24 protein-coding genes are annotated in these 19,943 nt (G+C 72.1%); 10 read left to right on the top strand and 14 right to left on the bottom strand.

Annotated features, from left to right (window positions below; genetic code table 11):
* Nucleotides 1-6: 6 nt before the first annotated feature.
* A complete protein-coding gene (gene upp, locus PKE78_RS05675; RefSeq protein ID WP_271199854.1) occupies nt 7-636 on the top strand; it encodes a uracil phosphoribosyltransferase in 630 nt (209 codons plus the stop codon).
* A 4-nt stretch (nt 637-640) separates the two neighbouring features.
* Here upp and PKE78_RS05670 read toward each other — a convergent pair whose 3' ends face one another.
* The 3 genes from PKE78_RS05670 to PKE78_RS05660 are packed head-to-tail and all read right to left on the bottom strand — an operon-like array spanning nt 641 to nt 2,996.
* Complete coding sequence (locus PKE78_RS05670; protein WP_271199853.1) at nt 641-913, bottom strand: hypothetical protein; 273 nt, start codon at nt 911-913, stop codon at nt 641-643.
* A 59-nt stretch (nt 914-972) separates the two neighbouring features.
* Nucleotides 973-2,115, bottom strand: a complete 1,143-nt coding sequence (nagA, locus tag PKE78_RS05665; RefSeq protein ID WP_271199852.1) for an N-acetylglucosamine-6-phosphate deacetylase — start codon at nt 2,113-2,115, stop codon at nt 973-975.
* On the bottom strand, nt 2,112-2,996 hold the full coding sequence (locus tag PKE78_RS05660; protein ID WP_271199851.1) for a glucosamine kinase nucleotide-binding domain-containing protein: 885 nt from the start codon (nt 2,994-2,996) through the stop codon (nt 2,112-2,114). Before PKE78_RS05660 ends, nagA begins: the two co-directional genes overlap by 4 nt.
* A gap of 120 nt (nt 2,997-3,116) precedes the next feature.
* Here PKE78_RS05660 and PKE78_RS05655 point away from each other — a divergent pair, with 120 nt between their 5' ends.
* Nucleotides 3,117-3,260 carry a hypothetical protein gene (locus tag PKE78_RS05655; protein WP_271199850.1) on the top strand — a complete coding sequence of 48 codons (144 nt, stop codon included), beginning with the start codon at nt 3,117-3,119 and terminating at the stop codon, nt 3,258-3,260.
* A 140-nt stretch (nt 3,261-3,400) separates the two neighbouring features.
* Here the strand turns inward: PKE78_RS05655 and PKE78_RS05650 are convergent, their stop codons facing one another.
* Nucleotides 3,401-4,300 carry an ROK family protein gene (locus PKE78_RS05650; protein ID WP_271199849.1) on the bottom strand — a complete coding sequence of 300 codons (900 nt, stop codon included), beginning with the start codon at nt 4,298-4,300 and terminating at the stop codon, nt 3,401-3,403.
* A 6-nt stretch (nt 4,301-4,306) separates the two neighbouring features.
* A complete protein-coding gene (locus PKE78_RS05645; protein ID WP_271199848.1) occupies nt 4,307-5,173 on the bottom strand; it encodes a LysR substrate-binding domain-containing protein in 867 nt (288 codons plus the stop codon).
* Nucleotides 5,174-5,355: 182 nt separating this feature from the next.
* Here PKE78_RS05645 and eda point away from each other — a divergent pair, with 182 nt between their 5' ends.
* From eda to PKE78_RS05630, 3 genes are all read left to right on the top strand, one after another.
* Nucleotides 5,356-6,006: a bifunctional 4-hydroxy-2-oxoglutarate aldolase/2-dehydro-3-deoxy-phosphogluconate aldolase gene (eda, locus tag PKE78_RS05640; RefSeq protein WP_271199847.1), complete on the top strand. Its 651-nt coding sequence runs from the start codon at nt 5,356-5,358 to the stop codon at nt 6,004-6,006.
* 73 nt (nt 6,007-6,079) lie between these two features.
* Nucleotides 6,080-6,967, top strand: coding sequence for a DUF533 domain-containing protein (locus PKE78_RS05635; RefSeq protein WP_271199846.1), 888 nt, complete (start codon nt 6,080-6,082; stop codon nt 6,965-6,967).
* Between the two features lie 362 nt (nt 6,968-7,329).
* On the top strand, nt 7,330-7,623 hold the full coding sequence (locus tag PKE78_RS05630; protein WP_271199845.1) for a DUF2934 domain-containing protein: 294 nt from the start codon (nt 7,330-7,332) through the stop codon (nt 7,621-7,623).
* A 43-nt stretch (nt 7,624-7,666) separates the two neighbouring features.
* Here PKE78_RS05630 and PKE78_RS05625 read toward each other — a convergent pair whose 3' ends face one another.
* A complete protein-coding gene (locus PKE78_RS05625) occupies nt 7,667-8,854 on the bottom strand; it encodes a pyridoxal phosphate-dependent aminotransferase (protein WP_271199844.1) in 1,188 nt (395 codons plus the stop codon).
* Between the two features lie 141 nt (nt 8,855-8,995).
* Here PKE78_RS05625 and PKE78_RS05620 point away from each other — a divergent pair, with 141 nt between their 5' ends.
* Nucleotides 8,996-9,568 (top strand): type 1 glutamine amidotransferase domain-containing protein, encoded by a 573-nt coding sequence (locus PKE78_RS05620; protein WP_271200078.1) that lies wholly within the window; start codon nt 8,996-8,998, stop codon nt 9,566-9,568.
* Nucleotides 9,569-9,574: 6 nt separating this feature from the next.
* Here the strand turns inward: PKE78_RS05620 and PKE78_RS05615 are convergent, their stop codons facing one another.
* Nucleotides 9,575-9,808, bottom strand: a complete 234-nt coding sequence (locus tag PKE78_RS05615) for a hypothetical protein (RefSeq protein WP_271199843.1) — start codon at nt 9,806-9,808, stop codon at nt 9,575-9,577.
* Between the two features lie 65 nt (nt 9,809-9,873).
* On the opposite strand from PKE78_RS05615, the gene PKE78_RS05610 reads away from it, so the two are divergent.
* From PKE78_RS05610 to denD, 3 genes are all read left to right on the top strand, one after another.
* Nucleotides 9,874-10,224, top strand: coding sequence for a hypothetical protein (locus PKE78_RS05610; protein ID WP_271199842.1), 351 nt, complete (start codon nt 9,874-9,876; stop codon nt 10,222-10,224).
* A gap of 221 nt (nt 10,225-10,445) precedes the next feature.
* Entirely contained in the window at nt 10,446-11,147 is a 702-nt protein-coding gene (locus tag PKE78_RS05605; RefSeq protein ID WP_271199841.1) for a GNAT family N-acetyltransferase, read from the top strand.
* Nucleotides 11,148-11,187: 40 nt separating this feature from the next.
* Nucleotides 11,188-12,168 carry a D-erythronate dehydrogenase gene (denD, locus tag PKE78_RS05600; protein WP_271199840.1) on the top strand — a complete coding sequence of 327 codons (981 nt, stop codon included), beginning with the start codon at nt 11,188-11,190 and terminating at the stop codon, nt 12,166-12,168.
* A 6-nt stretch (nt 12,169-12,174) separates the two neighbouring features.
* Here denD and PKE78_RS05595 read toward each other — a convergent pair whose 3' ends face one another.
* The 5 genes from PKE78_RS05595 to PKE78_RS05575 form a co-directional block, all read right to left on the bottom strand.
* Nucleotides 12,175-13,158 (bottom strand): esterase-like activity of phytase family protein, encoded by a 984-nt coding sequence (locus PKE78_RS05595; RefSeq protein ID WP_271199839.1) that lies wholly within the window; start codon nt 13,156-13,158, stop codon nt 12,175-12,177.
* 5 nt (nt 13,159-13,163) lie between these two features.
* A complete protein-coding gene (cobT, locus tag PKE78_RS05590) occupies nt 13,164-15,044 on the bottom strand; it encodes a cobaltochelatase subunit CobT (protein ID WP_271199838.1) in 1,881 nt (626 codons plus the stop codon).
* 12 nt (nt 15,045-15,056) lie between these two features.
* Complete coding sequence (locus PKE78_RS05585; RefSeq protein ID WP_271199837.1) at nt 15,057-15,446, bottom strand: hypothetical protein; 390 nt, start codon at nt 15,444-15,446, stop codon at nt 15,057-15,059.
* A gap of 26 nt (nt 15,447-15,472) precedes the next feature.
* Nucleotides 15,473-16,477 carry a cobaltochelatase subunit CobS gene (cobS, locus tag PKE78_RS05580; protein WP_271199836.1) on the bottom strand — a complete coding sequence of 335 codons (1,005 nt, stop codon included), beginning with the start codon at nt 16,475-16,477 and terminating at the stop codon, nt 15,473-15,475.
* Nucleotides 16,478-16,551: 74 nt separating this feature from the next.
* Nucleotides 16,552-17,193, bottom strand: coding sequence for a J domain-containing protein (locus PKE78_RS05575; RefSeq protein WP_271199835.1), 642 nt, complete (start codon nt 17,191-17,193; stop codon nt 16,552-16,554).
* Between the two features lie 140 nt (nt 17,194-17,333).
* Between PKE78_RS05575 and PKE78_RS05570 the strand changes: the two genes are divergently transcribed.
* Nucleotides 17,334-17,612, top strand: coding sequence for a BolA family protein (locus PKE78_RS05570; protein ID WP_271199834.1), 279 nt, complete (start codon nt 17,334-17,336; stop codon nt 17,610-17,612).
* Between the two features lie 15 nt (nt 17,613-17,627).
* On the opposite strand, the gene PKE78_RS05565 is transcribed toward PKE78_RS05570, so the two are convergent.
* Nucleotides 17,628-19,082, bottom strand: a complete 1,455-nt coding sequence (locus PKE78_RS05565) for a M48 family metalloprotease (RefSeq protein ID WP_271199833.1) — start codon at nt 19,080-19,082, stop codon at nt 17,628-17,630.
* A 17-nt stretch (nt 19,083-19,099) separates the two neighbouring features.
* On the bottom strand, nt 19,100-19,909 hold the full coding sequence (locus PKE78_RS05560) for a thermonuclease family protein (protein ID WP_271199832.1): 810 nt from the start codon (nt 19,907-19,909) through the stop codon (nt 19,100-19,102).
* Between the last annotated feature and the right edge of the window lie 34 nt (nt 19,910-19,943).

Below are 19,943 nucleotides of genomic sequence, written 5' to 3'. Positions count from 1 at the left end.
ACGCGCATGTCGCAGGTGACGGTGATCGAGCACCCGCTGGTGCAGCACAAGCTGACGCTGATGCGCGAGCAGGAGCGCTCCACGGCGGCGTTCCGCACGCTGCTCCGCGAGGTCGCGCTGCTGCTGGCCTACGAGGTCACGCGGGACCTGCCGACCGAGCTCGTCGACATCCAGACGCCGCTCGCGCCGATGAAGGCGCCGAAGATCGCCGGCAAGAAGCTCGTCTTCGCCTCGATCCTGCGCGCCGGCAACGGGCTGGTCGACGGCATGCTCGACCTCGTGCCCTCCGCCCGCGTCGCCCATGTCGGGCTCTACCGCGACCACGACACGCTCGAGGCGGTGCAGTACTTCTTCAAGGCGCCGACCAATCTCGAGGACCGGCTGGTGATCGTCGTGGATCCGATGCTCGCGACCGGCAATTCGGTGGTGGCGGCCGTCGACCTGCTGAAGGCCAAGGGCGCGCGCGACCTGCGCTATGTGTGCCTGCTCGCCGCCCCCGAGGGCGTGAAGCGCTTCACCGAGGCGCATCCGGACGTGCCGCTGTTCACCGCGGCGATCGACGAGAAGCTGACCGAGATCGGCTACATCACGCCGGGCCTCGGCGACGCCGGCGACCGCCTCTACGGGACGAAGTGAGCCGTCACGGGCGCTCGCGGCCGGCGAGGCGGCGCGCGGCCTCCTCGACCAGCGCCATGCCCTCGACCCAGATCTCGTCGTCCGCGTTCTGGGCGGCGTAGACCTCGCGCCCGAGCGCTTCGGCGAGTTCGGCGTCGGACATGGCGCGGGCGCGGACCGTGGCCGGATCGTCGGCGTTCGCGAGAAGGCGGCGAAGCGGGGAGGTGAGGAAACGGCCGAGCCGGGACAGGCCCCGGTGCGGCCCTGATCCCGGCGGATCGTCCAACGTCTCGGTCACAGCGCGCCTGCCCGTCCAAAACCTGCGGGCTTCAGCCTAACGCAATCCAGGCTTTTGCGTCACGCGTCCTCTCGCGCGCCCGAAATCCATGTGGCGGCGGCGTTGAGGTCGTCGTCGAGCAGCACGAGATCGGCGCGGAACCCGGCCGCGACGCGGCCGATCTCGCCGTCGAGCCCGAGCCAGGCCGCGGGCGTGCGCGAGGCCATGGCCAGCGCGTCTTCGAGCGGGACCCCGAGCGCGAGGCGCGTGTTCCGGACCGCGGAGGCCATGTCGAGATCGGAGCCGGCCAGCACGCCGTCAGCGGTGGTGAGGCGCCCTCCGCCGCGCAGGATGCGGCGGCCCTGGAGGCGGAACTCGTCCATGTCGCTCCCGACCGTGGACATGGCGTCGGTGACGAGCATGATCCGGTCCCGGCCCTTGGCGAGGATCGCCGCCTTGAGCGACTCCTCCGCCACGTGGTGCAGGTCGACGATCAGGCCGCAGAAGGTGTCGCGTTCCGACAGCGCCGCGCCGACCGGACCGGGAACCCGGCCGAGAAACGGCGGCATGGCGTTGAAGAGATGGGTGTAGCCGCTGAGGCCGGCCGCGCGCGCCGCCGCGAGCTCGGCGGCGGTCGCCTCGGTGTGGCCGGCGGCGACGCGCACGCCCGCCCCGGCGAGCGCGGCGATCGCGTCCCGCCCGACCCGCTCCGGCGCGAGCGTGACCACGACGACGCCCGCGCCGCCGGCCGTCAGCAGCGCGACGTCCTCGGCGTCGGGCGCGCGCATCAGCGCGGGGTCGTGCACGCCCTTGCGCAGTGGGTTGAGGAACGGCCCCTCGATGTGGACGCCGAGCACGCCCGGCGCGCCGGCGGCGATCGCCGCCCGGGCCGCGTCGAGCGTCTGCGCCATGGCGGCGCGCGTGTCGGTGATCAGCGTCGGCAGCAGGCCAGTGGTCCCGAAGCGGCGGTGCGCGGCGGCGATGGCGGCGAGGGCTTCGGGGCTCGGATCGTCGTTCAGCAGCACGCCGCCGCCGCCATTGACCTGCACGTCGACGAAACCCGGCGCCAGAAGGCCGGCGAGCGGCTCCCGCGGGATCGCGGCGGGCAGGTCGGCCGCGGCGGGCGCCGCCGCGATCCGGCCGTCCTCGATGATGACGGCGCGGCCTTCGTGGATGGCGTCGCCGTCGAACAGCCGGTCGGGAACGAGCGCGACCGCGGTCATGGCGCGGCCACCGCGCCCATGCGGGCGAGCGCGAGCGCGCCTTCCAGCGCGTCGCCCTGCGGCGCGACGAGCAGGCCTTTCGCCGCCGGGCCGAGGCGCGGCGCGTAGGGCTCAGCCAGCCCGCCGACCAGCGCGACCTGGCCTGCGCCCCATGCGCCGAGCCGGACCACGAGCGCGGAGACCTCGATCGCGGCCTGCTCCAGCAGCCTTTCCGCCGCGGGGTCGACGGCGGCGTGGGCGATCACCAGCGGCGCGAGCGTCCCGAACTCGGCCGGGCCTGCGCGTCCGACCCAGGCGACGGCGGCGTCCTGATCCCCGCCGACCCGCGCGAGAACGTCGTCTGCGAGCGGCCCGCGCGGCTCGAGGCCGTCGGCCGCGCGCAGCGCGTGGCGCAGCGCTGCACGGCCGAGCGGCGCGCCGCCGCCCTCGTCGCTGACCTCGAAGCCCCAGCCGCCGAGCCGGATCTCGCGGCCGTCGCGGCGGGCGTAGGCCACGCTGCCCGTTCCGACGATGACGACGCCGCCGTCGCCGCCGCCATGGGCGCCGAGGCAGGCGGCGGTGAAGTCGGTGGCGAGTTCGCGGCGGGCGAAGGGGTGAGGCTCGGCGAGCGCGGCCTCGCGGCCCTCGCGCTGGCAGACGCCGGCGAGCGCGAGCCCGGCGTGGAGCCGCCCGAGCGCGTCCTCGCCGAGGCCGCCGGCGCCGAGCGCCGCCTTGGCCGCCGCGACGCTGGCCTCGATCGCGGCACGGGCGCCGCGCCGCGCGTTGGCGGCGCCCGCGAGGCCTTCGCCCACGAGGCGGCCGTCGGCGGTCCGGATGCGCGCGCGGCAGCGCGTGCCGCCGCCGTCGACGCCGAGATAGAGCGGCGCGCCGCCGGCGCTCACGACCCGACGCCCGCCGGGGACGGAAAAATGGCGAAATCGTGCGGAACCGCCGCGGCGTCGCCACGTTTGGGCGAAGAGGGCGCTGAAGACGCCGGCGCGGGCCGGCGGGGGGACCTGATCATGATCGACCGCACACTCATCCGATTCGAACGCCGTCGCAGAGCCGCAGACTACGGCGCCTCGGCGGCCCTCGTCGCCTCCTGGGGCGTCGGCCTCTGGCTCGTGGTCAATCTGGTCGACGTCGCGCGCCTGCTGACCCATTGAGCGCCGGGTTCAGCCGACCAGTTTCAGCAGCTGCCGCAGGGCCCCGGCGCCCACGGCGAGCACTATGACGATATAGCCGGCTATCCATAGCCTGCGTTCGAGCGCGCTTTCGCGCCCCGGCGTCCGGGGCGGCTCCCGCGTCACGACGCCCACAGCCAGGCTGCGCCGCGCACGCCCGACGAATCGCCGTGGACCGCCTGGCGGATCGGCGTGTCGCAGACGTCGGAGAACACGTAAGGCTGCATCAGGCCGGGCAGAGCCCCGTAGAGCTCGGCCACGTTCGACATGCCGCCGCCGAGCACGATCACATCCGGATCGAGCGTGTTGACGACGACGGCGAGGACGCGCGCGAGACGGCCGGCGTAGGCCTCCAGCGACGCGGCGGCTTCGGCGTCGCCGGCGCGGGCGGCCTCCACGATCGCCTCGGCCTGCATCACGGCCCCGGTCGCGAGCGCGTGGGCCCGCGCGAAGCCGGGCCCGGACACGAAGCTCTCCACGCAGCCGCGCTTGCCGCACCAGCAGGCCGGGCCGGGCTGTTCGGACACGCCCTGCGCCCAGGGCAGCGGATTGTGGCCGATCTCGCCGGCGACCCCGTTGCGGCCGCGCCAGGGCCTGCCGCCGATGGCGATCCCCGAGCCGCAGCCGGTGCCGATGATGACGGCGCAGACCACCGCCGCTCCGGCGCCCGCGCCGTCGGTCGCCTCGGAGACGGCGAAGCAGTTGGCGTCGTTCTCGATCCGCACCGGGCGGCCGAGGGCGAGCTCCAGATCGTCCCGCAGCGGCCGGCCGTTCAGCCAGGTGGAGTTGGCGTTGCGGACGAGCCCCGTCGCCGGCGACAGCGAGCCGGGAATCCCGACGCCGACCGTCGCCTGCCGGCCGGTGACGCTCTCGATGCCCTGGACGAGCGCCGCGGCGGCCCGGACGCCGCCGTCGTAATCGTCGCGCGGGGTCGCGATCCGCCGGCGCAGCAGCGTCTGGCCGGAATCGTCGAGCGCGATCGCCTCGATCTTCGTGCCGCCCCAGTCGAGTCCGATGAGCATGCCGGTTCAGGCGGCCTGATCGAGGCGCGACAGCGCGGAACGGATGGCGGAGGCGAGCGTGCGCGAGGCGACGCCGGCGTCCGGCCGCACCAGCAGGCCGATCTCGGCGGGAGGCAGCGACGGCAGACCCTCCGCCGCGCCGAGCCGGCGCCAGCCGGCGGGCATCGAGCTTTCCGCGACGCAGGTGACGGCGAAACCGGCGTTCACCGCCGACAGCAGCCCGTGCAGGCTCGACGAGGCGTAGGCGATCCGCCAGGGCCGCTCCACGCTTTCGAGCGCGCTCAGGATGACGTTGCGGAAGCGGCAGCCTTCCGAGAACAGCGCGAGCGGCAGCGGATCGCTGAGCTCCGGCCGATGGTCTGGCGGCGCGCACCACACCAGCGGCTCGTAGCGCAGCAGCTCGCCGGTCGGCCGCGCCGGATCGCGCGTGATGACCGCGACGTCGATGGCCGCCTGCGCGAGCTCCCGCTCCAGCCGCTGGCTGATGTCGCAGCGCACCTCGAGCTGGACGCGGGGATGGGCCGCGACGAAGCGGTTGAGCAGCAGCGCGCCGAACGGCTCCACATAGTCGTCCGGCATGCCGAGCCGCACGCGCCCCTGCAGGCTCTCGCCGCCGAGCGCGAGCCGCGCCTCGTCCTCGACCTGGAGCAGCCTGCGGGCGTAGCCCAGCAGCACGGAGCCCATCTCGGTCGGCGCCGCGCCGCCGCGGCCGCGGTCGAGCAGACGGTGGCCGAGCTCGGCCTCCAGGGTCGCGATCTTGGCGCTGACGGCGGACTGCGTGCGGCCGAGCCGGTTGGCCGCGGCCGTGAAGCCGCCGGTGTCCACGACGGCGATGAGCGTCGCGAGCGCGTCGAGATCGAGATGTCGTGTCATCGCCGGCCTCCGGGCGGTCCTGCGCCGGACCCCGCCCGCCACCATAGCGCGGCGGCGTACGGCCCGCGAGCGGGCCCGTCCCGGCGGCCGCGCACGGCCCCGTTGCGCGCGGCGCGCTTGACGTCGCGGCTTCGGGGCGCGATGGAGCGTCCGGCGACCGCCACAATCTGCGAGGAGAAGCCATGTCGTTCACGCTCGCAAAGACCGAACGTCTCGCCGCGATCCTGTCGCAGAGCCCCGTGATCCCGGTTCTGACCTTCGAGGACGCCGCGAGCGGCGTCGAGACCGCCAAGGCGCTTCGCGACGGCGGCCTCAAGGTGCTCGAGGTCACGCTGCGCACGCCCGCCTCCATGGAGGCGCTCAAGGCGATCATCGACGAAGTCGAGGGCGTGACCGTGGGCGCCGGCACGGTGCTGGAGGTGGAGCACGTGCAGGACGCGGTTCGCGTCGGCGCGGCCTTCCTGATCAGCCCGGGCTCGAGCTCGCGGCTGCTCGCCGCCGGTTCTGAGGCGCCGGTGCCGTTCATGCCGGGCGTCGCGACCGCCTCCGAGGCGATGCAGCTCGCCGAACGCGGAGCGACCTTCGCGAAGTTTTTCCCCGCGGGCCCCGCCGGCGGCCCCGACTATCTCAAGGCGCTCGTCGCGCCGCTGCCCGACCTGCATTTCGTTCCGACGGGCGGCATCACGCTCAAGAACGCGCAGGACTATCTCGCCGTGCGCAACGTCGCGGCGGTGGGCGGCTCGTGGGTCGCGCCGACGGACGCGATCCGCAACGGCGATTGGGCGACGATCCGCGCGCTCGCCGAGGAGGCGGCCGCGCTGAAGGCGCGGTAGCCCGCTCGGCTTGCGGCGGGGGCGCCGCAACCCTACGTCCGACATCCCAGAACGATGATCGGAGGCAGCCCCCGTGCTCGACGCCAAGAAGATTCTCGACCAGTTCCTCGGCGCCGGCAGCGGCTCCGGGCCGTCCCGCGGCGGCGGGCTCGGCGGCGCCGTGGGCGACGCGCTGGCGAAGATCGGCGGACCGCAGACGCCGGCGCGTCCCGACCAGCCGTCGCAGCCGACGACGAGCGGCGGCGGAGGCGTCGGCGACATCCTCGGCGGCCTGACCAAGGGCGGTCTTGGCGGCGTCGCCGGCGGCGCGCTCGCGGGAACGCTCGCCTCCGTGCTGCTCGGCGGCAAGGGCGGCAAGACGGTCAAGAAGCTCGGCGGCTCGGCCGTCCAGCTCGGCGGCCTCGCGATCCTGGGCGGGCTCGCCTACAAGGCGTGGCAGAGCTACCAGCAGAAGCAGGCGCCGCAGCCGGGCGCGCCCTACCCCTATCCGCAGGTCGAGCATCACGCGCCTCAGGCTCAGAACGCGCCTGTGGAAGTGACGCCGCCGCCGCCCTCGACCCCGTTCACGCCGTCGAGCCCGGCCGAGGAGCAGCGGCTTGGCCTGCTGCTGATCCGGGCGATGATCGCCGCCGCCCGCGCGGACGGGAAGATCGACCGCGAGGAGATCGCCAAGATCCGCGAAGCGCTGAAGGCCGCGGGCGCCGAGGCCGACGAGGAGGGCTTCCTGCTGGAGCATCTCGGTCAGCCGGACGATCTCGACGCTATCGCCGCCGAGGCGCAGGGGCCCGAGCTCGCCTCCGAGGTCTGGCTCGCCGCCCGGCTCACGATCGAGCCGGACACGTCCGGCGAACGCTATTTCCTGGAAGCCCTCGCGTCGAAGCTCAAGCTCGATCGGGAGCTCGTCGCCCATCTCGAGGCGACCGCCGCGCAGGCCAAGCAGGGCGGCGTAACGACGGGTTGAGACCTCTCGTCCGCTGATGACGACAAGTTGACTGCGAGATGACGGTTGGTCAGCCGCCCAAGGAACCGAAGCGCCATGTCGTCCGTTGTGTCGCCGAGAGACATATGGAGGCAGGAATGCTGAAGAACATCCTGAAGGTTCTGTTCATGGGTTGGATCACCAAGAAGTTCGCGCAGCGCGGCGCGCGGCGCGGGACCCGTTACAACCACTGATCAGCTTCGTCCCGCACGAAGTCGTAAGGCCCGGAGCGACGCTCCGGGCCTTTGCTGTTTCCCCCTGGCGCTTTGGATCATGCTGGAACGAAGAGCCGCCGCGGGGAGTTCGCATTGGTGCCCGAATGGGTCGCACGCGAGGAGATCGTCATGTCCGAAACGCCCGTGACCCCGAAGCTGCGCGAGCGCGCGAAGAAGCTCTGGATCGACGCCGGTTCGCCGGAAGGCCGCGAGGCCGACTATCTGGAGCGGGCGAAGGAACTCGCCGCGCTCGAGTCGAACCCGAAGGCAGGGCTCGAGCCGAACCCGCTGGCCGACGGCGTGGTGACGCCGGCCGAGCGCGGCCAGCCGATCGAGGAGGCCAAGCTGCAGGAGAACCTGGGCGAGTTCCCGGGTCTGCAGACCGACCGCGGCGACCGCGGGCAGGCGCCGGGCCGCGGCTAATCCGCCGCATCGCGCTTTCGCAAGGCCATGCGGGCCGCCGCCGTCACTCCGGCCGGCGGGCGCTCAGGAAGTCGCCCATGCGCTCCAGCGCGCGGGCGATGTTTTCGGCGGAGTTGGCGTAGGAGAGGCGAATGTAGCCTTCGCCGTGGACGCCGAAATCGGGTCCGCCGATGGTGGCGACGCCGGTCTCCTCCAGCAGGGCGGACGCCAGCGGCTTCGCCTTCCACCCGGTCTCGCCGACATTGGGAAAGGCGTAGAACGCGCCCTTCGGCGTCACCGAACTTACGCCGGGCAGCGCGTTCAATCCCTCCGTCACCAGCTTCCGGCGGCGGTCGAATTCGTCGCGCATGCGCGCGACTGCGTCCTGCGGCCCGTCGAGCGCCGCGATCCCGGCGAACTGCGTCGGGGCATTGACGCAGGACCACGCGTTCACCGCAAGCTTGCGGACGTTCTCGTACAGAGCCTTCGGCCAGACCGACCACCCCATCCGCCAGCCGGTCATGGCGTAGGTCTTGGACCAGCCGTTCAGCACGATCAGTCGGTCGCGGATCTCCGGATAGGCCAGCAGCGTGCGATGTTCCAGCCCGTCGAAGACGAGCTGGTCGTAGATCTCGTCGGACATCAGCGCCACGTTCGGGTGCGCCGCGAGCCCCTGCGCGAGCTTGTCGATCTCTTCCGCCGGGGTGACGCCGCCGGTCGGATTGCCGGGCGAGTTGATGATGATCAGCCGCGTCTTCGGCGTGATCAGCGCCAGCAGCTCCTCCGCCGAGAAGGCGAAGCCGTTTTCTTCACGCGCAGGGACCGGGATCGGCGTCGCGCCGGTGTGCTCGATCATGGAGCGGTAGATCGGGAAGCCGGGGTCCGGATAGAGGATCTCCGCGCCCGGCTCGCCGAACAGGCGGATCGCGGCGTACATCGTCACCTTGCCGCCGGGCACGATCATCACGAGGTCCGGATCGACCTCGACGCCGAACCGGCGGTTGAGATCGCGGGCGACCGCCTCGCGCAACGGAAGGATGCCGACGGACGGCGTGTAGCCGTGCTGGCCGTCGCGGAGCGCCTTGACCGCCGCCTCGACCACATGCGGCGGCGTCGGAAAGTCCGGCTGGCCGATGCCGAGATTGACGATGTCGCGGCCTTGCGCGGCGAGAGCCGTCGCGCGGGCGAGCACCGCGAAAGCGTTCTCCTCGCCGATGCGGTCGAACGCCGCGACGGTCGTGAGCGAGGTCATGCGTTGCTCCGGATGCACGGTTGTGTGAGGCGCAGGGAACGGAAGCGCCCTTGGCGAGTTGTTCGGATGAAGACGGTCGACAACTCGACCGCGCGGCGCATCTCAGCCGCTCAACCGCTCATCAAGTCAAGGAGGTCAGCAATGGCCAACCGTCTCGACGGACGGAAAGTCGCGATTCTTGCGACCAACGGATTCGAAGAAATCGAGCTCTCCGCGCCGGCGAAGGCGCTCCGGGACGCGGGCGCCGAGGTGAAGGTCGTCAGTCCCGAAGCCGGCTCCATTCAGGGTTTCCAGCATGACCGGCCCGCGTCCACCGTCCCGGTGGACGTAACTTTGGACGCCGCCGACGCCGGAGCGTTCGACGCGCTGCTGATTCCGGGCGGACTGTTCAACCCGGACACGCTGCGCCAGGACGAAGCGGCGCTCAGATTCGCGTCCGCCTTCTTCGACGACGGCAAACCCGTCGCCGCGATCTGCCACGGCCCGCAGGTTCTGATCTCGGCGGGTCTCGTGAAAGGCCGGCGTATGACCGGTTACTCGGCCATCCAGGTCGATCTCAAGAACGCCGGCGCCGACGTCAGCGACGAGCCGGTGGTCGTCGATCAGGGTCTGGTGACGAGCCGCAATCCGGACGACATCCCGGCCTTCAACGCCAAGATCATCGAGGAGTTCGCGGAAGGCCGCCACAGCGGCCAGTCGCGGTCCGCCGCCTGATCGAGGTCAACCGACCTTAAGCACTTCGCCGGGCGCGACCCCGTAGCGGTCGAGTTCGGCCTGTGAGACCGGCTGCAGCCGCGCGCTGGGCACCGCCCTGCCGAACGGTATCGCCCGCCGGGCGGACGACTCGTCCGCAATCGCTGCGACGTACGAGCCGCCGGCGCGCTGCGGGCCCGGCAGATTGACAACCGGAACGGTCAGCCTCCAGCCGGCCGGTCCATCCTCAACAGCAGTCATTCCGCCTCCTCGGAAGTTTGTTTTTGCAGACCTAGGGTACGGCCCGGAAACGAAAGAGAAAAGCCATGAAGACCTTTGTTCGCGCCACCGCCACCGCTCTGTTCGCCGCCAGCGTCATCGCCGCGCCCGCCGCGATGGCCCAGACCTCGCCGTCCGCGACCTCCACGGAGGGAGCCACCTTCCAGAAGGACCGCGCGGAAGCCGACGCCGTGCGCGACGGCCAGACCGCCGCGCCGATGGGCAAGTCTACGGTCCGCAGCCCGGCCGACAACGCCACCTCGACGGGCGGCGAGCGCGCGCTCAAGGATCGGGCGGAGTCCGACGCGACCCGCAAGAACGAGACCACGGCGCCGCAGGGCGCTGGCGCCACCCCGAAGGACGGCAAGCCGCTCGGCCCGACCAACAACCGCAGCTGACGCGCGCCTCGCGCGACTGGAGCGCCCGTCCCGCACGCGCGGGGCGGGCGCTTTCGCGTTCTGACGATTGTCCGCCGCCTGAACTTCCGTTCGCACGCTTGATCCGGCGCCGCCGTCCGGGCATGGTCCCGCTCCCGCCGCGCCTCTCCGTCGCGCGCCGTTTCGCCTTCGTCGGGGGTCGCGATCATGCTCTTTCCTGCGTGCCGTTTCGTCAGGCGGTCATGACGCGCGACGACAATCCGCCGCTTGGGCCTCTGGTCGACGACGCGCCCGCCCGCCGGCCTGAGCCTGTCACGCTCGCGGGCCGGCATGTGGTGGTGGCGCCGCTCGAGCCTTCGAAGGACGCGGCCGAACTGTTCGCGGCCACCTCAGGCCCTGAGCACGCCCGGCTGTTCGCTTATCTCTTCACCGGCCCGTTTTCGGACGAGGCCGCCTTCCGCGCCGACATCGACGCCTCCGCGGCGTCGCCCGACCTCGTCCCGCTCGCCATCCGCGACGCGCGCTCCGGGCGGACCGTCGGCCGCGCCAGCTACATGCGGATCGAGCCGCGGCACCGGGTGATCGAGGTCGGCTCGATCCTGTTCACGTCCGCGCTGCAGCGTACCCCGGCCGCGACCGAGGCGATGTACCTGATGGCGCGCCACGCCTTCGAGGATCTCGGCTACCGGCGCTACGAGTGGAAGTGCGACGCGCTCAACGCGCCGTCGCGCGCCGCCGCTGCGCGCCTCGGCTTCCGGTTCGAGGGCGTGTTCGCCAAGCACATGATCATTCGGGGCCGCAGCCGCGACACGGCGTGGTTCGCGATGACCGACGACGACTGGCCGCGCGTGAAGGCGGCTTTCGAGCGGTGGCTCGACCCCGCGAACTTCGGTCCGGACGGCGCCCAGAAGCGCCGGCTGGACGATATCAGGGCGGCGCTCTGAGCCTCTGGCGCTCCGGCCGCTAACATACCGGGACCTGCGCATGCACATTCTCATCATCGGCGCCGCCGGCATGATCGGCCGCAAGCTCACCGAACGTCTGGCGCGCGACGGCACGCTCAACGGGCTGCCGATCGAACGGCTCGACCTGGTCGACGTGGCGCCGCCGACGGCGCCTTCGGACGCGGCCTTCGAGGTCAACGCGGCCGCCGCCGACCTCTCCGAGCCCGCAACCGCCGCGCGTCTCGTCGCCGACAAGCCCGACGTGATCTTCCACCTCGCGGCCATCGTCTCGGGCGAGGCCGAGGCCGATTTCGACAAGGGCTATAGGATCAACCTCGACGGCACGCGCTTCCTGCTGGAGGCGATCCGGCGGGCGTCCTACGTCCCTCGGCTGGTGTTCACCTCGTCGATCGCGGTGTTCGGCGCGCCGTTCCCGGCCTCGCGCGTGCCCGACGACTTCAACCTGACGCCGCTCACCTCCTACGGGACCCAGAAGGCGATCTGCGAGCTGCTGCTCGCCGACTACACTCGCAAGGGCTTCGTTGACGGCGTCGGCCTGCGCTTCCCGACCATCGTCGTGCGGCCCGGCGCGCCGAACAAGGCGGCCTCGGGCTTCTTCTCCGGCATCATCCGCGAGCCGCTGTCGGGCATCGAGGCGGTGCTGCCGGTCGGCGACGACGTCCGGCACTGGCTGGCGAGCCCGCGCGCGGCGGTGGGCTTCCTCGTCCACGCCGCCGGCCTCGACGGCGCCGCGATCGGCCCGCGCCGCAACATCACGCTGCCGGGCGTGGAGGTGACGGTGGGCGAGATGATCGAGGGGCTGAAGAAAGTCGCGGGCGAGACGGTCGCGAGCCGCATCCGCCGCGAGCCGGACCCGGCCGTGTCGAAGATCATCTCCGGCTGGCCCGAGGCGTTCGAGGCCAAGCGCTCGCTGGAGCTCGGCTTCACGGCCGACGCCGACTTCGAAGCGATCGTGCGCGCCCATATCGAGGACGAACGCGAAGGCTCGTTCGTGGAGTGAGCGGGCTCAGTCCGGCAGCGCGAACTGCAGCATCAGCGTGCGTTGCAGCCGGGAGAAGTTGTCGTCGGAGACGACGGTGATCACGGTCACGCCCGAAGCGTCGCGGTGCGCCGACACGCCCTCGAAATTGTCGATCGTCTGGATCAGCGAGGCGGTCATCACAACCGGGCCGTCGACGACTGCGCCGGGCCGCATGTCCGCCTCGTCCAGCCGCCGCATCCGGATCGTGAGCGAGAACGGCGGCACGTACCGGCGCTCCAGCAGCACGAAGCCGCCGCCGGGAAGCCGGGCGAGATCGGTCGGCGAGAAGTCCTCGGTCCGGCGGACGGAGAACGCGAACGGCTTCTTCGCGCCCACCACGAAGGCGCGGTTGTCGCCGTTCGCCTCGAGGAATTTCTCCGCCACCATCAGCAGCGCGCCGCCGTTGGTGGTCGCGATGGCCTCGAAGCCTTCGTTGAACGGCGCCTTTCGCGCCTCCTCGGGAAGCGCGACGCGCCGCCCCGGTCCCGCGCGCCCATCCTTGTCCAGCGTGAAGCGCAGCACCTCGTTGACGCGCTCCGAGGCGATCCAGGCGCTTGATCCCCGAATTTCGAGCGCTTCGGTGTCGGAGCCGCGCCGGCCGGGCAGGGGGCCGCGCGGGCCCCGGATCGGCTCGCGCGTGACGTCGGCGACGCCGGCCAGCGCGCGGCCGTCATAGGCGAGCGCGCCGCGGAACCAGTGGCCGCGGTCGCTGATCGCGGTGAAGCGCCGGCCGTCCTCCGACAGGCGCAGGCCGGACAGTCCGCCGAAGGCCGGATCGGTCGAGGTCAGGCGCAGTCCGCCGAGAAACACCAGTTCGCCATAGCGGCCGCCGGCCGGCGTGCCGACGTCGAAGCGGTCGATCCGCGTCGCGGCCACGTCGATCGCGGTCGCCTGCGCTCGCGCGGCCTGCGGCGGGGAGGCGAGCGCGAGCGCGAGCAGCGCGCAGAGGGCGGCCAGAAAGCGGGGCACAGGCGTCAGTGGCGGGTGCGGCGCGCCGGCGGCGCGTCGTCGAACAGTTCGGCGAGCTTCTCGGTCATCACACCGCCGAGCTCTTCGGCGTCCACGATCGTGACCGCGCGACGGTAATAGCGAGTGACGTCGTGGCCGATGCCGATCGCGATCAGCTCGATCGGCGAGCGGGTCTCGATCTCCTCGATCACGCGGCGCAGGTGCTTCTCGAGGAAGTTGCCGGCGTTGACCGAAAGCGTCGAGTCGTCGACGGGCGCGCCGTCCGAGATCACCATCAGGATGCGCCGCTGCTCGGGCCGCCGCAGCAGGCGCTCATGCGCCCAGGCCAGCGCCTCGCCGTCGATGTTCTCCTTCAGCAGCCCCTCGCGCATCATCAGGCCGAGGTTCTTGCGCGTGCGCCGCCAGGGCGCGTCGGCGGCCTTGTAGATGATGTGGCGGAGGTCGTTGAGGCGGCCCGGCGCCATCGGTTTGCCCGAGGCGAGCCACTGCTCGCGCGACTGGCCGCCCTTCCAGGCGCGAGTGGTGAAGCCGAGAATCTCGACCTTCACGCCGCAGCGCTCCAGCGTGCGGGCCAGAATGTCGGCGCAGGTGGCCGCGACCGTGATCGGACGGCCGCGCATGGAGCCGGAATTGTCGAGCAGCAGCGTCACGACCGTGTCGCGGAACTCGGTGTCGCGCTCGCGCATGAAGGTGAGCGCGCTCAAGGGGTCGACCACCACGCGCGACAGCCGCGCCGGGTCGAGCACGCCCTCTTCGAGATCGAAGTCCCAGGACCGGCTCTGCTGCGCCAGCAGCCGGCGCTGCAGACGGTTCGCGAGCCGCCCGACGACGCCCTGCAGCGCCGAGAGCTGCTTGTCGAGATGGGCCCGGAGCCGCGCGAGCTCGTCCGGGTCGCACAGGTCCTCGGCGAGCGCCTCCTCGTCGAACTTGGTGGTGAAGGCCGAGTACTCCAGCCGCTCGCGTTCGTTGCGTTTGTCGTCGGCGGGCCGCCAGGGTTCGGTCGCCTCCTCGGCTTCCCCGAGTTCATCGTCGTCCGGCGCGTCGGTCGGCGGCGCGTCGGCCGCCTCCATCTGCTCGGCGTCGTCGTCGACCTCTGAGGAGGAATCGGTCTCCGAGGGATCGGCGCCGTCGTCGACGTCTTCGGGCGCGTCGGCGGCTTCGCCGTCCTGCGGGGGCGCGTCCTCGCCGTCTGGATCGCCTTCCTCTTCGCTGTCCTGCCGTTCGGCGGCGAGCTCCTCGCCCATGTCGAGCGACGACAGCAGCTCCCGAATCGTGCGGGCGTAGGCGTCCTGGTCCTCGAGCACGCGGTCGAGGCGGGCGAGATCGCCGCCGGCCTTGTCCTCGATCCAGGGCCGCCACAGCTCGACCAGTTTCTGCGCTGCCTCCGGCGGCTTCCGCCCGGTCAGCTTCTCGCGCACCAGCAGCGCGACGGCGTCCTGCAGCGGCGCGTCGGCCCGGTCGGTGACCTCGGCGTAGGGGCCGCGGTGATAGCGGTCGTCCAGCATGGCGGCGATGTTGTCGCCGGTCCCGGTCATGCGGCGGGCGCCGATCGCCTCGACGCGGGCCTGCTCGACGGCGTCGAACACGGCGCGCGCCTCCGTGCCCTGCGGCGCGAGCCGGGCGTGGGTGGCGTTGTCGTGGCAGGCGAGACGCAGCGCCATCGAATCGGCGTGGCCGCGCAGGATCGCGACGTCATGGGCGGTGAGGCGGCGCGGCGGCTCCGGCAGGCGGGCGCGATCGGGCGTCAGCGACGGGCGCTCGGACGCATAGACGACCTCGATCTCAGGCTCGCCGGAGATCGCGCGCAGGCAGCCGGCCACCGCCCGCTTGAACGGTTCGGCGGGCGGCGCGACCTTCTCGCCGGGTCTGCGGTTGGAGCCGGACATGGGACGCCTCCGCTAATGGGCCGCGCGCTGGGGGGCGAGGGCGGTTTGAAACATGCGAACGATCTCCTCGACGCCGAGCGTGAAGAAGCCGCCCTGGCCCGCGTCGAAGGCGTTCCGCCAGACGCGGTAGCCGCCTTCGAAGCCCTCGGGGATCGGAGCGTCGCCCTCGCGCCGCAGCAGACTCGCGAGCAGGGCGTCGATCGCGATCGGCGCGTGCTCCACGAGCCGGGGCGCCAGCGCGCCTGTCTCTGGGTCCGGCAAAGGCGCGTCCACGATCGAGACGGACGCCACCGTCGTCGCGCCGGTGATGTCGATCCGGCCGATCACGACCCGCGAGCTCGGAAGCTGCGCGCCGCGATAGCTCCACGCCTGTCCGGGAGCGAGATCCGCCGCGGTCGCCATGAGGTCTCCAGCGCTCGCGCCGCGCGTCAGCTCATCGCCACGTTGACGGCGCTCTCCGGCAGTTCGCGGCCGAAGCAGCGCTGATAGAACTCGGCCACCAGGCTGCGCTCCAGCTCGTCGCACTTGTTCAGGAAGGTGAGGCGGAACGCGAAGCCGGCGTCGCCGAAGATGTCGGCGTTTTCGGCCCAGGTGATCACGGTGCGCGGGCTCATGACGGTCGACAGGTCGCCGTTGATAAAGGCCTGCCGGGTCAGGTCGGCGAGGCGCACCATCTTGGACACGGTGTCCCTGCCGCCCTTCTCGCGCTGGTAGAGCGGCGATTTGGCGAGCACGATGTCCACCTCCCGGTCGTGGGCGAGGTAGTTCAGCGTTGTGACGATCGACCAGCGGTCCATCTGGCCCTGGTTGATCTGCTGGGTGCCGTGATAGAGGCCGGACGTGTCGCCGAGGCCCACCGTGTTGGCGGTCGCGAACAGGCGGAAGGCCGGGTGCGGGCGGATGACCCGGCGCTGGTCGAGCAGCGTCAGCTTGCCGGACTGCTCCAGCACGCGCTGGATCACGAACATCACGTCGGGGCGGCCGGCGTCGTACTCGTCGAACACCAGCGCCACGTTGTTCTGCAGCGCCCAGGGCAGGATGCCGTCGCGGAACTCGGTCACCTGAAGCCCGTCCTTGACCACGATCGCGTCCTTGCCGATCAGGTCGATGCGGCTGACGTGGCTGTCGAGGTTGACGCGCACGCAGGGCCAGTTCAGCCGCGCCGCCACCTGCTCGATATGCGTCGACTTGCCCGTGCCATGGTAGCCCGTGACCATGACGCGGCGGTTGCGCGCGAAGCCTGCGAGGATCGCGAGCGTGGTGTCGTGGTCGAACAGGTAGTCGGGATCGAGGTCCGGCACGGCGCCGTGGGATTCGCTGAACGCCGGCACCTCGAGGTCGCTCTCGATGCCGAACGTCTGGCGCACCGAGACCTTCATGTCGGGCGTCGGAGCGGGGGCGTCGGCGGACGTTTCAAGAGCGACGGTGGTCATGGAGCCTCCAGGCGGACCCGCACGTCGTGATGCGGGGTCCGGCGGCGCGCGGGCGCGCGGAAATTGCGGTCAGGTCAGCAGAAGCCGGCGGATCGAAGATAGTTATAGGCTTGGATGATCTCGCGCAATTTGTCCTCTGCGCCGCGATCGCCGCCGTTGGTGTCGGGATGGAACCGGATCAGCAGCTCCTTGTAGCGGGCCCTGATCTCCTCGCGCGACGCGCCGGCGCCGAGGTTGAGCGCCTCGAGCGACTTGAGCTCGACCTTGCGCACCTCGCGTTTCGGCTTCTCCGGGCGCGGCGTCGCGCCCTCCTCGCCGAAAAGATCGAAGTTGTCCTCGAAGACGTGGTCGCCCGCCCAGCCGCGGTTGCGGCCGCGACGGCCGCTCCCGGCCTTGGCGCGGGCCTCCGGCGTCGCCGTCGCGCCGTTCTGGCCCATCTGCCAGGTCGGCCGGTGACCCGTCTGGCTGTCCTTCTGGTACGCGATCACGGCGTCGTCGGACATGCCGGAGAAGAAATTGTAGTTCTGATTGTAGGCGCGCACATGCTCGAGGCAGTAGCGCCAGTACTCGTTCTCGCGGTCGCGCCCCTTAGGCGCGCGATGGACACCCGGCTGGCGGCAGCCGGGATGGTCGCAGCGCGGCGTCTGCGGCTGCGGCCGCTCCGCCGTCGCCTTCGAGACGCGGATTCTATCGAACCAAGGGCTGTCGAGCTTCATCACGGGGTCATTATGGGTGGGGCGACGGGAGGGAACAAGAACGCGGACCGCAAACCCGCTGAGGCGTGATGCGGGCTTGACGCGGGGAGCCGGCCGCAGTCCTGATCCGCGCTGCTTCGCGACGTGAGGGAGGAAGCGCCATGACGGTCCGCGCGCGCATCGAGGCCAAGCTGACGCAGGCCTTCGCGCCCGTCCGGCTCGAGGTGATCGACGAAAGCCACCTCCATGCGGGGCACGCCGGCGCGCGGCCCGAGGGCGAGACCCATTTCCGCGTGCGGGTGGTGTCTCAGGCGTTCTCCGGCGTCGGCCGGATCGACCGCCACCGCCGCGTGAACGCGCTGCTGGCTGAGGAGCTCGCAGGCCCCGTCCACGCGCTCGCGATCGACGCCCGCGCGCCGGAGGAGCCGGGCCGGCCGTGAGGTCCGCGCCGGTGGTTACTCCCGGACGACCTTGACCTTGGCGCCGGCCCGCAGCGGCTCGCCCGGCGCGAAGCCGTTCAGCACCGCGAAGCGCTCGATCGCGCGGTCCGGCAGCGCCATGCGAGCGGCGAAGGTGGCGTCGGTCTCGCCCGGACGCACGGTCTCGGTCTCGATGCGGAGCGGCCGCGCGCTCTCGATCTCGGCCTGCGACAGCCGGCGGAACGAGGACAGCGAGGCGCGGAAACCGGCGTCGATCTCGGGCGTCAGCTCGCGCGCGGCGAAGATCAGGCGGTAGACGTCGGCGCCGAACTTCACCGCCACGAAGCGGAAGGTCCATTCGCTGCCCTTGGCGACGATGGTCACCGCCTCCATGCCGTTTACGTCGAGCCGCTCCACCGGGCCAGGCTCGGTGCCCTCGATCCAGCCCTCCTGGATGTAGCCGTCGAGGCTCTGGCCCGAGCCGAGGCGGGCGGCGTCGAGGCGGAGCGCGCGGCCGTCCGGGGCGACGCCCAGCAGCGCCTCTGAGCCGTTCTCGAAGATGAAGCCCTCGGGCGCCATGAAGGTGAACCCGAGGCGCGGGTGCAGGAAGCGACGACCGCGCGCGTAGCCCTGGGAGGGATCGTCGCCGTAGACCAGTCCGTCGAGCGCGGCGAGGTAGCGGTCGCGGTCGCGCTCGCCGAGGCCGGGCGCGCCGATCTGGCGCGCGGCCGACACCGCGAGCTGCACGCGTTCGGGCGTCGACGGATGGGTCGACAGGAAGTCGAGGCCGGGCTGCGCCGGCTTCTGGCCGAGCGCGGCGCTGCGCAGCTCGGTCTGGCGGCCCATCGACAGCAGGAAGCGCGACGCGCCGTAGGGGTCGAAGCCGGCGCGGGCGATGTTCTGCACGCCGATGCGGTCGGCCTCGAGCTCCTGCGAACGCGAGAAGCTCGCGAGCGACAGCTTGCTCTTGGCGAGCGCCACCGCGCCGGCCTCGCGGTCCTCCAGCACGTCCGACACCACCCGGCTGACGAGCACGGCCTTGCGCTCCTCGTCGGCGCGCTGGAAGGCGTGGCGCGCGGTCACGTGCGCCATCTCGTGCGCGAGCACCGCGGCCACTTCGGAGGTGTCGTTCGCGATCGCGAGCAGGCCGCGGGTAACGTAGAGGCTGCCGTTCGGCAGCGCGAACGCGTTCACGAGCGGCGAATTCAGCAGGGTCACCTTGTAGCGCAGGTCCGGCCGGTCGGAGGTCGAGGCCAGCCGGTCGGCCACGCTGTTCAGCAGCGCGGTGAGCTCGGGCTTGTCATAGACGCCGCCATAGGCCGCGGCGATGCGGGCCTGCTCCTGGCTGACCGCCGTCGGAGGGCCCACGACCTTGGGCGCGGACGGCGGGACGATCGGCTGCGGCGCCGGCTTTTCGGCCTGCAAGCTGCCGCAGCCCGCGAGCGCGGCGAGGCAGACGATCGCAAGTGCGCCTCGTCCGAAACACCGCATGCCCGACCACGCTCCCATCATCTGCCGACCACGCCCGCAAGGCGCTCGACCTGCGCCGCCTCCGTGATCGAAATCGTCGGCCCGAGCCGCCGCTCCACGACGCCCCGCACCCTGAGCCGCGCGCCCGGCTCGATCCGCAGCGCGGCCAGTCCGCCAAGCCGCGCGAGCGCGCTCCCGGATATGGTGAGCGCCAGCGCGTCGCGCCATCGCGCGCCGAAGTTCACATAGGTCCGGCCGCCGGCCGACCTCACGCTCGCCACCCGCCCTTCGGCGAGTTCGAAACGGCCCGCCGAGTCGGCGAAGGCTCCAGCGTCCGACGCGTCGCGAACCTCGTAGTATGGATAGGCCCACAAACCAAGGCGCTGGCGGCGCGCGACGGACTCCGCCGCGGCGAGCGTGGCGCCGCAGTCACGCCCGGCGCGGTCGGCCGCGACGCGGACCGCCCCCGCGCGCGCAAGCCGCGCGGACAGGCCGGCGTGGTCCGGGGCGTCGGGAGCGGCGAGATAGCCGACGAGGCGGCCGTGCCGGTCCGGCCGGTCCGCCGCGCGAAGAACCAGGGTCCGGCCAGCCGCCTCCGCCCCGAGCGCCCGCCGGGCCTCGTCGCCCGCCGGCCAGCCGCCGTCGCGGTCGAGCGGGAGCCGCGGCGCCAGCACGCCGGCGAGCCGCACCTCGCGCCCGTCCGCGAGCGCGAGCGTCTCGCCGTCCAGGGCGCGCGCGGCCGTCACCGCCTCCGGCGGCGCGGCGAGCCGGCAGGGCGCGTCGTCGGCGCGCGCGCCGAGCGGCGCTGCGGCGGCGATGACGGCGAGGAGGGCGGACGATGCGTTCACGGCGCGGATGTTCCGCCGACATGGCGAATGACAG

The sequence above is a fragment of the Methylopila turkensis genome (assembly GCF_027922325.1).
GTDB classification, from domain to species: domain Bacteria; phylum Pseudomonadota; class Alphaproteobacteria; order Rhizobiales; family Methylopilaceae; genus Methylopila; species Methylopila turkensis.
Note: the sequence above shows the minus strand (reverse complement) of the source record. Positions and strands in the feature narration are given on the sequence as shown.

Coding starts and splice junctions, on each gene's coding strand:
- upp (WP_271199854.1), top strand. CDS start 7: ATGTCGCAGGTGACGGTGATCGAGCACCCGCTGGTGCAGCACAAGCTG.
- nagA (WP_271199852.1), bottom strand. CDS start 2,115: ATGACCGCGGTCGCGCTCGTTCCCGACCGGCTGTTCGACGGCGACGCC.
- PKE78_RS05655 (WP_271199850.1), top strand. CDS start 3,117: ATGATCGACCGCACACTCATCCGATTCGAACGCCGTCGCAGAGCCGCA.
- PKE78_RS05650 (WP_271199849.1), bottom strand. CDS start 4,300: ATGCTCATCGGACTCGACTGGGGCGGCACGAAGATCGAGGCGATCGCG.
- PKE78_RS05645 (WP_271199848.1), bottom strand. CDS start 5,173: ATGACACGACATCTCGATCTCGACGCGCTCGCGACGCTCATCGCCGTC.
- eda (WP_271199847.1), top strand. CDS start 5,356: ATGTCGTTCACGCTCGCAAAGACCGAACGTCTCGCCGCGATCCTGTCG.
- PKE78_RS05630 (WP_271199845.1), top strand. CDS start 7,330: ATGTCCGAAACGCCCGTGACCCCGAAGCTGCGCGAGCGCGCGAAGAAG.
- PKE78_RS05625 (WP_271199844.1), bottom strand. CDS start 8,854: ATGACCTCGCTCACGACCGTCGCGGCGTTCGACCGCATCGGCGAGGAG.
- PKE78_RS05620 (WP_271200078.1), top strand. CDS start 8,996: ATGGCCAACCGTCTCGACGGACGGAAAGTCGCGATTCTTGCGACCAAC.
- PKE78_RS05615 (WP_271199843.1), bottom strand. CDS start 9,808: ATGACTGCTGTTGAGGATGGACCGGCCGGCTGGAGGCTGACCGTTCCG.
- PKE78_RS05610 (WP_271199842.1), top strand. CDS start 9,874: ATGAAGACCTTTGTTCGCGCCACCGCCACCGCTCTGTTCGCCGCCAGC.
- PKE78_RS05605 (WP_271199841.1), top strand. CDS start 10,446: ATGACGCGCGACGACAATCCGCCGCTTGGGCCTCTGGTCGACGACGCG.
- denD (WP_271199840.1), top strand. CDS start 11,188: ATGCACATTCTCATCATCGGCGCCGCCGGCATGATCGGCCGCAAGCTC.
- cobT (WP_271199838.1), bottom strand. CDS start 15,044: ATGTCCGGCTCCAACCGCAGACCCGGCGAGAAGGTCGCGCCGCCCGCC.
- PKE78_RS05585 (WP_271199837.1), bottom strand. CDS start 15,446: ATGGCGACCGCGGCGGATCTCGCTCCCGGACAGGCGTGGAGCTATCGC.
- cobS (WP_271199836.1), bottom strand. CDS start 16,477: ATGACCACCGTCGCTCTTGAAACGTCCGCCGACGCCCCCGCTCCGACG.
- PKE78_RS05575 (WP_271199835.1), bottom strand. CDS start 17,193: ATGAAGCTCGACAGCCCTTGGTTCGATAGAATCCGCGTCTCGAAGGCG.
- PKE78_RS05570 (WP_271199834.1), top strand. CDS start 17,334: ATGACGGTCCGCGCGCGCATCGAGGCCAAGCTGACGCAGGCCTTCGCG.
- PKE78_RS05565 (WP_271199833.1), bottom strand. CDS start 19,082: ATGCGGTGTTTCGGACGAGGCGCACTTGCGATCGTCTGCCTCGCCGCG.